Genomic DNA, 9,846 nt, shown 5'->3' on the forward strand with positions numbered 1-9,846 from the left:
CCCGCCGCTCAGACCCTGATTCGTCGGGAGCATCAGGTCACGCACCGAGATGGGCGCGTGACCCATGAGGTGCGGTTTGCCGTGAGCAGCACGCTGCTCACAGCAAGGGAAGCCGAGGACATCTGGCGATAACACTGGAGTATCGAGAATCGGAGCCACCATCGGCGTGACACGATCTTCCATGAAGATCGTCACCGACTGCGCCAAGGCGCACAAGGATTGGCTGTCCTGCACGGCATACTATTGACCCTTTTGCACGCGCGAACACGACACCTCACCGATCTGGTCAGACGCCTACGGCATGATCCTCTGGCCGCGCTGAACGTCTTGGGAATTGGATCTGGTTGAGATAAAAGCCTGATCGTGTGCCGCTGGGCGAGCTGCGGGGCTTCTGATGTGGTAAATTGTTCGTGTTTATCGCATAAGCGCGTGCTGGGGCTCATCCTGAGACTCAAAATCGAGCGGGAAACCGTGGGGGTTCGAGTCCCCCCATCGGCACCATCAGTAAAAAGCCCCGCTTGGCGCGGGGTTTCTTCGTTACAGGGCCAGGCTCTGATCTTGCACTTTTTTCAGTTCCAACAACCTATCCGGCAACTGGCTTTTTATGTGGGACTGGTGAGGGTGTTTTGGCCCTCCCAGTTTCTTGCCCAGACTGGTCAGGTAGGCAGCAGACTCTGCGGCGGCACCTGCCCAGCTTTTGCCAGCTCCTGAAGCCACAGCAGGTCATCGGAGTGCCACAGCACCACCCGGTTGGCCTGCGCCAGCTCCTTGGCGGCCTTTGTAAAGCCTGGCCCGCTGGTGACCACCACGGCGTATGCGCATTTGTAGATCGCCTTCGAAGCCACGATCTCCTGCACGGCCTTGTTGCCCACGTTGCTGTTTGGGTAGTGCTTGACCTGCACGGCCACCTTCCGGCCCTTCGGCCCACTGGCGATCACGTCTGCACCCTGGTGTGACGATCCCCGGTTGGCGCTGGCGGTCCAGCCGGGCAACGCACCAATAACCTGAGCGACGTGCAGTTCCAGGCCCCTGGGATTGAGGGCATGCAGATCGGCTAGGGCCAGGACCTTCTCCCGGCGGTTCCGCTGCTGCTGCACCTTGACCGACATGAAGATCATGCCCACGGCGATCACCGCGATCAGGGGGAGCCAGTACCCATTGGTGGCAGCGGCGATGCTGCCGAAGATAGACACGGCGATGAAAAGGGGAAGTGGACTTTCGGTTTTCTGCTTGCGCTTGCGTCGGGCCATGCCGCGCAGAGTAAAAGGGTAGTGATGACTGCGCTCTGACACGGTATTTTCTCAATCGCATGTAGGCGAAGGGTCAGTCCTGATGCTCTGGGCGAAATTCACATCCGGCCAATCGGCCTCCAATCTGTCCAACCCCTCTACCACCGGCGTAGCGCACCCACACCGGCACCAGCAGTGTGATCACCAACTCGCCCCTGGTGATTGCCACACAATTGATGCAGGGCTGACCCACACCTTGAGCGGTTAGCCATGAACACTGAAGGCAGGCTTGAGCCGGACTTTAGAGAAGGCCGCGTTGGCCGTGTGCTGGTTCACTGTAAGAAGTGAAACTATCAGCATCCGCTGTTGGACACCCGCTGTTTTTGGAGTTTTCCCTTGCCGAATGCACCCACAACCCCGCTGCTGCGCTACCGCCATCTGGTTGAGGTGCTGGCCTCGTTGGCCCGCAGCAGTTACGGAGTGGAAGCGGTGGTGCAGGCCGTCCACGAGCAAACAGGAACGCTGTTCCCCGGCCACGCCACCCTGCTGGCCCTGCGACAACCGGCAGGCGACTGGCTATGGGAACTGTACGAGGGAAATCGGCGCTACACCCAGCGCCTGCCGTTCTACCCGGACGGCGTTATCGAGAGCGTGCTGCACGGTGAGGCGCTGTCTGTTCCCGACATCTACGCCCATCTGGACGCACACCCAGCTCGGATGCGGCGGCTATTGGATGATGATCAGGTCATCCTAGACATCGACGGCAAATACGAGCAACCGGACCAGCCCGCCCTGTCCATGCTGTTCGTGCCGCTGGAGGTTCGGGCGGAACGCATGGGCGTGCTGTCCATCCAGAGTTACGAGGTGGATGCCTTTGACGACACCGATCTGGGGTTCCTGGAATTGCTGGCCCAGCACGTCTCGATTGCGCTGGAAAACGCGGCCCTGCGCGAGGAACTCGAACGCCTCACGCGGACCGACATGCTGACAGGTCTGCCGAACCGCCGGGCCTTCTATCACGACGCGCCCCTGGCGCTGGCAGCAGCCCGCCAGGACGGCAAAGAACTGCGGCTCATCATGCTCGATGTCCATGAATTCAAGCGCATTAACGATGGGTTCGGGCACCAGGTGGGTGACGCGGTCCTCTCCACCCTGGGGAAGGTGCTGCGCCAGACCGTTCTCCTCCCGGAACTGGCCGTTCGCCTGGGGGGAGACGAGTTCGCCCTGCTGATCTGGGGGATGGATGAGCAGCTAGACCAACTGATCGCCCGCCTGAGCCAGAACCTCCGTGCCGCCTCCTGGCCCAGTGGTCTTGGCCCCATCCGGCTCCACGGGGGCGTGGCGCATCCGCCACTGGGAGAAAGCGTTGACGAGTGGCTGTCACTAGCTGATGCCCAGATGTACCGCGCTAAACGGCAGCGCCTAGTGGGCGGCCCGGTCACCTGGGGTCTGGACTTTGGGGATGGCCTGCGTTGAGGGCCGGGGAGCGTGTGGCAGCTCCAGGTCTTTATCCAGTCTGTGCGGCAGCCTCCTGTGATGACTGCCTGTCTATTCTCTGAGGATGGCTCACTTGTTTTCCGGTCTGCGGCGCGGCGCTGCCTCCCTGCTGACCAGAACCAAGTTATATCTGAGCAGGCGGGCCTCGCCCCGCCGGACGAACCACCCATCACCACTCACCGCCCGTGATCTGCCAGTGGACGCGCTGCCCCCGCACCTGGCTGTCGAGATCAGAACCCCCTTCTTCGATCTCAGCGAGGGGGCCTTTTTCCAGACCCTGGAACGGGCGCTGCCCCCCGGCTACCGGGCGTTTCCCAATGTGGGGCTGTTCGATCTGTTCCAGATTGTTGCCGCCTCGCCCGTGCAGCAGGCCGCGTTCGCCCGCCTGCGTGACGAACACATCGACTTCCTGATCGTGGTCCTGGACGGATACCGTCCGGTGGCCGCCATTGAGGTGAGCGGCAGGAATGCCGACCACGCCGAACAGAGTCGGCGTGACGCGGCCAAGGACCTGATTTTCCGCAGTGCTGGGTTGCTGCTGCTGCGCCTGCGGGCTGAGGAAGACCACACGCAGGCCAGCCTGGAAGCGGTGCTGTGGGCGCACCTTCGGCCTGCCGAACGCGAACTGGTGTAGTGCTGTCCATTTATCTGGGTCAAGCTTTTCCCCATTCAGACGGCGGTGAGGTCTGCGCTGTTACGCTGGAGTCATCATGTTGTCCGATGAGCTGCGCCGATTGCGCTTCGCTGATCTAACCGTTGGCGTACATACGAACGGTCAGTTTTCCGCGTTGGTGGAGCGTCTGGCCGCCGATGAGCGGGCCAGCGCGGCGTGCGAGGCCGCCCTCCGGGTGCTGGGGCTGGCCCTGGAAGTGCGCGACGGTGAGACGAAGGGCCACACGGACCGGGTGGCCGCCCTGGCCATGAGGATGGCGGAGGCGTTGTGCTGGTCGCCCTCCCAGACGCGGGCGCTGCGCTGGGGCGCGTACCTGCACGACATTGGCAAGATCGCCATTCCCGACGCGGTGCTGCTCAAACCTGGGGCGCTGGACGCCGAAGAGCGGGCTGTGATGCGCTCACACGTTGGAGAGGGCCTGCATTTCGTCGCTGCACTGGACTTTTTGCCGGCCACCGCGCTGGAGGTGGTGCGTGATCACCACGAGCGCTGGAACGGCCAGGGGTATCCGGCGGGCAAGGTGGGGTGTGAGATTAGTCTGGCAGGCCGGGTGTTTGCGCTGTGTGACGTGTACGACGCGTTGACGAGCAAGCGGCCTTACAAGGCAGCGTGGACATCAGAGACGGCGCTGGACGAGATCGCGGGGCAGGCGGGGCGGCATTTCGATCCAGTGCTGACAGGGATTTTTGTCGAGTTACTGGCATGTGAGGCTGGGCGACTCGATTGATCTTTAGAACTGGCCTGGGCCACGCGTGACTTGACCGTGTTGACGCGGGGCGTCGCTCCAGGCAGGATTCGATATATCTCAGGGGAACCAAGATAGTCCCCACCTGCTCTGGCTTCTGGCCTTGGCGGGTGGGCGAAGCGCTGCGGGCCGAAGATGCAGATGCGCTGGCTTTCGCTGCTAGGCAGCACGTGACTACCAAGTTGCCCGCAAGAACACCCTGAAGGTCCGGTGCTGGGGGCGTGGGGCCATAGCGGCTTAAAGGTCTGAAATCGCTTTAACTAGAGCAATCCATACCACGGTGGGCCGTCCTGGCTGTCTCATCGCTCTCAGCGTTGACATCTCCACCAGCAGCTAATCTTGCGTGGTGAGCGTGAAACATCTTGCACTGCCCTACCGCCCTGACATCGACGGCTTGCGCGCAGTCGCCGTCTGGGCGGTGATCATCTCCCATCTGTTCCCTGGCCGCCTGAGCGGCGGCTACGTCGGCGTCGATATCTTCTTCGTGATCTCTGGTTACCTCATCACCTCAATCATTTCCAGAAAATTGAAGGTCAGTCAATTCTCATTTGCCGACTTTTATTTCCGGCGTGCGAGACGGATTTTCCCGGTTCTCGCTGTGGTGCTGCTGTGTACAACGGGTTTGGGATTCCTCCTGCTCTGGCCAGACGAGTACGCCAATCTGGGCACTCACATTCTGAGCAGCGCGCTCTTCTTCCAGAACTACACGCTCTGGAAGGACGTGGGCTACTTCGATCCGATGGCCCAGACCAAACCACTTCTCCATCTCTGGTCATTGTCTGTTGAAGAACAGTTTTATCTGCTCTGGCCTGCCGTGGCGCTGCTGCTCTACCGGTTTCGAAAGTTGAATCTGGTAACACTCGGGCTTATCTTCGCCGCTTCATTGGTCGCGGCTGCGCTGGTCAGCTCGGTGGACCCGTCGGCCCGCTTCTACCTTGCCCCCTACCGGGCCTGGGAATTCATGGCGGGCGCAGCCGTAGTCTTTTTGATGGACGGGAACGTCGCTGGACGCTTGCGGCGCTGGCAGAATCAGTTTTCGTATATAGGATTTGCTCTGCTCCTCCTGCCCCTCCTGTTCGGTGACCGCCTCCGCTTCAACCTCAACGTTGTTCTCGCTGTCGTGGCCGCGTCTCTCATCATCGCCGGTAACCCCAGAAGTGTGGTCAACGGGTTCCTGCTTTCCAGCAGGCCGATGGTCTGGTTTGGGCGAATTAGCTACAGCCTCTACCTGTGGCATTACGTGCTGTTCTCACTGGCCTTTGTGACGTTCAGTGTCCTGCCTCCAAGGTCAGTCAGGATTGGCATTGTCCTGGTGACTATTGGGCTGTCATATCTTTCGTGGCGCTACGTCGAGACGGTTTTTCGTGCGGGCCACCAGTTCCGGAGCGTAAAGACGTCGGCTAGCATCGGGCTGATGGCCTGCGTTGCGGTGACTGGCTACGGCATCAAGACAGGGTTGCCGCAAAATAATGGGGCTGTGGGCCTCTCAGGGTACAGCCAGTACGCCAACATCACCTGGAAGGACAAGGACTTTTTCGATGCCGCCTGTCAGGCATCTTATCAACTGGGTCCAGAAGACCACTGTCTGGTGGCACGTCCGGGTCAAGTGCCCACCGTTGCCTTGATTGGGGACAGCCACGCAAACCAGTTGTTCATGGGCTTAAGTAACGCTATGCAGGACACCACAGAAAACCTGATCAACCTGGGATCGCCGGGCTGCCTGCCCTTCTATGGTCTGAGCGCCAATCAGTTCAAGGACATCAACCTCGTTTCATGCCCCCACCGTCTGACATATATGCGCCGTCTTCTGGACTCGCCGCAGGTCCGCACCATTATCGTGGCATCAAGAGGTCCGTATTACATCAAAGGTGATGATTACCCCGAAACATCGGATAGCCGAGTCCTCATCTTGAGAAGTAACGATGGTGTGGTGAGGAGCGGCGCGGAGAGTTTTGAACTGTCCCTCTCCCAAACCCTCGATGTCTTCGCAAAAGCCAACAAGAAGGTGATCCTGGTTGTTGATAATGCGGAACTGGACTTTGAACCGCGCGAGTGCGTCAACGTGCGTCCCATTGAATATACCCAGCATTTTAAAACTCCTTGCGGAGTATCGCGTGCCAAATACGAGGCGCGCAACCAGGAATACCTGGCCATTCTGGGACGTCAAGCGGCGCAGCGTCCGAATGTCCGGCTCTTTTCATTGCCGGACGCGCTGTGTGCTTCAGCGATGTGCTGGGCTATTCGAGACAACGCACTGCTGTACCGCGACAATGATCACCTATCACGCGTTGGAAGTGCCTATGTAGGTACACTTCTGGCCCCTTTGCTTCGCTGAGACCAAATTTAGGTAAGCAAGGGAACCTGAATGGGGCGGGGGCCTTCAGAGCTGATGCTCTGAACAAGGCTCGACGAATTCCACGTCCAGCCAGTATTCGGCTCCATCCCAGTCCAGCGGGTTCAGTTCGGCCTGCCACGCAGCCCAGGCGGCGGCCCTGGCCTCCTCGTGACAGCCCAGGTAGTCCGCGAGGGCCGTGCGTTCGGCAAGCTAGGGGATGTCATCGGACTGGCCGTGATCGGCGTCGAACATCCGGGCGAGCTGATCGGCGATCTCTGCGGGGGTCAGGTCGGCGGGGCGCATGAGGGAAGGATAGCCGTCCCGCAGCGATAGGCAACGAAAAATTCCCCACCATCTGCGCAGGAAGCGCAGGAGATGGGGAGGGCAGTGCAGAAGTGAACGAGGGGGCAGCGTCTTCTCACCGACCCAACCCACAGCAGCAAGTGTATACCTGCGGAAAGCAGGTCAGGACTGCTTACAGACCGACAGCCTGAAGGGCCGTCCCGCTGGAATCGGTGATCACTAGGGGGCAGACCCCGCAGGCCTGGACACCCTGTTGTTTGAACCATCGACATTGGGCGCGGATGGCGCAGGTTGGCATCGAAACTGCCGCTTCCTGTATGGGTGCCAGCGCGATGGCCTCGTCGATAACGCCACATCTTGATCCGTTCCACTGTTGACAGCCGTTCCCCAGACAGGGGGAGGCGAAGCGAAAACGCTGTTCCGGTGCGCGCCCTTCACGCGCGATGCGGTTGAACTCGGCGTCTACCTCCAGGGCATCTGGAAGTAGGCTGATCAGACCTGTTCCGGTCACGATGCCAATCAACAGGTTGCCGTCCTCACACCGCGAGCTGGGGCACAGGGTGGGAGCGGCCTTTGCCGTGGTGGTCATGGCGTATCCGCCTTACCCAGGCCTGTTCTGCTCTTGCAATTGCTTCAACGCTGGCTCGTTGAACCGGGCCACAATGCCCTGCCAATCGCGTGGAAATCGGAAGTTGATCTCAGCGTCTCCACGCAGATCGAGGCCAGCGATGCGGTGGATCGCCGCCTGCCGTGTACGAACGGTTGCCCGTCGGTCCCGCAGTGGCGTTGTCGCTGAACCCGAAGTCCAGCCGACGCCCCGGCTGCCCGGCCAGCGGCGCACCCCAGGCCACATCGTTGTCGTCCACGATGTTCGTGGTCTTGTCCATGATGAAGTTGCTGGCGTAATTGCGGGCATAGATGCCCACATCGATGTTCGCGCCGTTCTGGTCCACGCGACTGCCGTCCGGGGCAAAGCCGGTCTGCGCGATCTTGTTGCTGAGGATCTTCCCGTGGTTCATCGAGGACATCGAGATCCCGGTGTTACTCGTCCGCACAGCGGTGTTGAACTGGGCCGTGGTGTACTCGCCGCCCTCGTCGCCCATGACGATGGCCGAACCCGAGAAGATGTTGCTGGGCACCGTGTCATACGCGCCGTCGATGATGTTGCGGTCAATCATCAGCGGGCTGGCCAGCGTGCCGCCGCTCTTGTACGTGTTGATGTTGTCCTCGACGCGGCTCATGCCCGGCTCGTTGGTGATCCAGTTGTCCTTGATGGACATACCCGCCACGCCGCGCACCTTGTCGAGCTGCACCGCCTGAACGCGGTACCATCCCACTCCATCCCCACCCAGTGAGAAACCGTTTGGGCTGGAGCGGTCCCGGAAGCGTCCGTCGATGTTGCGGAAGCGGTTGCGCTCGGCCCGGAAGGTGCCGCCGCCCCAGCAGCACGTCTGGAGGTTGATGCCTGCGCCGTTGAAGTTGCAGTTCTCGATGATGACGTTCTTGGCGTACTCGAACAGGATGCCCCCGGCCTGGTGGCCGTCGGCGAGGTCCAGCCCAGGCGTGATGACGCTGCAATCGCGGATCACCACATCGGCGGCCACGGTGTTGCCCAGCGGCGCACCGTATTTGCCGTTGCCGATGGCCGCCCGGCCTGTACCTGTGCCTGACGGGGCGCTGGCTGTGAAGCGAGTGAGGAGGAGGGGGCGAGTGGTGTTGACCCAAATCGCGCAGTCACCTTTCACCAGGGTGCGGCAGAACCGTCCTGCTGATCCGCCGTCCAGCCAGTAGCGCCCGGCATCCGGCCCGCTGGCGATGGGCACGATGCCCAGGCCATCCAGATAGGCGTCGGTGACCACCAGCGGCAGTTCCCAGGTGATCGTGCTGGGGTCCGGCTCCACGTACAGGGCCGGGTCCGGCGTGGGTGGGGGCGGGCCTCCAGAGATGGACACAGCGACGTTCGTTGTGCCCTGCGCCGTGCGGTTCTGGCTGTCGGTGGCAACAGCGATCACGGTCAGGGTGCCGTTGTCGGCTGCCGTCACGTCGGTGGTGGCCGTGTAGGGCGGGCTGCTGGAACGGCTGATGTAATTGGCCGGGCTGACGCTGCCCCGGTAGAAATCCACCCACTTGATGCTCAGGCCGCTGGGCGGTGTCGCCACTGCGCCCAGGGCGAGTGGCCTCGCGGTGGTCACGCTGCCGGGCGAGGCACTGACGCCCACGGTGGCCCCCGGCAAGGGGATGGCGACGATGACCACCTTGGAAGTGCTGGCCGCGTTCCCTGCCGCGTCGGTGGCGGTCAGCAGGTAGGTGTGCGTGCCGTTGCTGGACCGCGTGATGGTCTCGGTGGCCACGCCCGCCGTGATCAGGATCGACACGCCGTCCCGCGTCAGGACGAGGCTGGCCACGCCAGTGTTGTCCGTGGCCGAGGCGTTCAGGGTCAGCGTGCCGTCTGCCGTGAAATTCAGGGAGCTGGCGGTCAGGGTAGGAACTGGCGCGGTGATGTCGGGTGCGCCAATGTCCACCATCACTTTGAAGCTGACCTCACGCGGCTCTCCCTGCCGGTCCACCACCACCGCGCGGAACTGGACCTCGCCGTTGTCCAGGTAAGTCAGTGTCGCGGGGCAGGTGTAGGGCGCGCTGAGGGCCTGCCCGATCTGGACCGTGCCCTTGAAGAAGTCCACCCGGCCAACGTTGCTGCTGTCGCTCAGTTCAAACTTCGGGTGCTAGGGGTTAGAGGCCACCGAAAAACAGTGCCAAATTATGAGCCGCAATCTTCCGGCAGACGTGGGCGCGGACCGACCTGAACGAATTGAGCTGGGGAGGCATCAGGTGAAAAGATCGGTCTAGCCGAGAAAAAACGGTTTCGACAATCTTTCTGACGCCCACCATCGCACCCCACCAGGGCCGAGGATGTTTCGTATTCGATTTGGGCTGCGCGTACACGCCGCAGCCCTGATACCCACGGTCTCCCAGCACCAAAGCTCCCTCGCCTTCGTCGAGGAGCGCACGGGCGAGTGGGGGATCACTCTCATTGCCTGCGGCAATGCCGAAACGGACGATCATG

Annotated in this window: 7 protein-coding genes, 1 tRNA gene and 1 pseudogene; 5 read left to right on the forward strand and 4 right to left on the reverse strand. The window is 61.6% G+C overall.

The features are described 5' to 3' along the window. Window positions 1-367: 367 nt before the first annotated feature. Window positions 368-501 (forward strand) — tRNA-Leu (locus tag BOO71_RS28030). Window positions 502-656: 155 nt separating this feature from the next. Here BOO71_RS28030 and BOO71_RS21275 read toward each other — a convergent pair. After that, window positions 657-1,250 (reverse strand): restriction endonuclease, encoded by a 594-nt coding sequence (locus tag BOO71_RS21275; protein WP_083653710.1) that lies wholly within the window; start codon window positions 1,248-1,250, stop codon window positions 657-659. 375 nt (window positions 1,251-1,625) lie between these two features. Here BOO71_RS21275 and BOO71_RS21280 point away from each other — a divergent pair, with 375 nt between their 5' ends. From BOO71_RS21280 to BOO71_RS21295, 4 genes are all read left to right on the forward strand, one after another. Further along, window positions 1,626-2,705 (forward strand): sensor domain-containing diguanylate cyclase, encoded by a 1,080-nt coding sequence (locus BOO71_RS21280; RefSeq protein ID WP_075835829.1) that lies wholly within the window; start codon window positions 1,626-1,628, stop codon window positions 2,703-2,705. Between the two features lie 85 nt (window positions 2,706-2,790). Continuing rightward, a complete protein-coding gene (locus BOO71_RS21285; RefSeq protein WP_083653708.1) occupies window positions 2,791-3,360 on the forward strand; it encodes a DUF2726 domain-containing protein in 570 nt (189 codons plus the stop codon). Window positions 3,361-3,436: 76 nt separating this feature from the next. Then, window positions 3,437-4,126, forward strand: a complete 690-nt coding sequence (locus BOO71_RS21290; RefSeq protein ID WP_075835831.1) for an HD-GYP domain-containing protein — start codon at window positions 3,437-3,439, stop codon at window positions 4,124-4,126. Between the two features lie 364 nt (window positions 4,127-4,490). Continuing rightward, the gene (locus tag BOO71_RS21295; RefSeq protein ID WP_075835834.1) at window positions 4,491-6,479 is read left to right on the forward strand and encodes an acyltransferase family protein; all 1,989 of its coding nucleotides are present in this window, start codon (window positions 4,491-4,493) and stop codon (window positions 6,477-6,479) included. A gap of 475 nt (window positions 6,480-6,954) precedes the next feature. On the opposite strand, the gene BOO71_RS21305 is transcribed toward BOO71_RS21295, so the two are convergent. From BOO71_RS21305 to BOO71_RS28485, 3 genes and pseudogenes are all read right to left on the reverse strand, one after another. Further along, entirely contained in the window at window positions 6,955-7,371 is a 417-nt protein-coding gene (locus BOO71_RS21305; RefSeq protein ID WP_075835836.1) for a hypothetical protein, read from the reverse strand. A gap of 109 nt (window positions 7,372-7,480) precedes the next feature. Beyond that, the gene (locus tag BOO71_RS21310; RefSeq protein ID WP_075835837.1) at window positions 7,481-9,463 is read right to left on the reverse strand and encodes a hypothetical protein; all 1,983 of its coding nucleotides are present in this window, start codon (window positions 9,461-9,463) and stop codon (window positions 7,481-7,483) included. Window positions 9,464-9,512: 49 nt separating this feature from the next. Then, window positions 9,513-9,846, reverse strand: a pseudogene (locus tag BOO71_RS28485) (transposase); the annotation flags it as partial.

It is taken from the genome of Deinococcus marmoris, from assembly GCF_001949125.1.
Lineage (GTDB): Bacteria > Deinococcota > Deinococci > Deinococcales > Deinococcaceae > Deinococcus > Deinococcus marmoris_A.

Coding starts and splice junctions, on each gene's coding strand:
- BOO71_RS21305 (WP_075835836.1), bottom strand. CDS start 7,371: ATGACCACCACGGCAAAGGCCGCTCCCACCCTGTGCCCCAGCTCGCGG.
- BOO71_RS21290 (WP_075835831.1), top strand. CDS start 3,437: ATGTTGTCCGATGAGCTGCGCCGATTGCGCTTCGCTGATCTAACCGTT.
- BOO71_RS21275 (WP_083653710.1), bottom strand. CDS start 1,250: ATGGCCCGACGCAAGCGCAAGCAGAAAACCGAAAGTCCACTTCCCCTT.
- BOO71_RS21285 (WP_083653708.1), top strand. CDS start 2,791: ATGGCTCACTTGTTTTCCGGTCTGCGGCGCGGCGCTGCCTCCCTGCTG.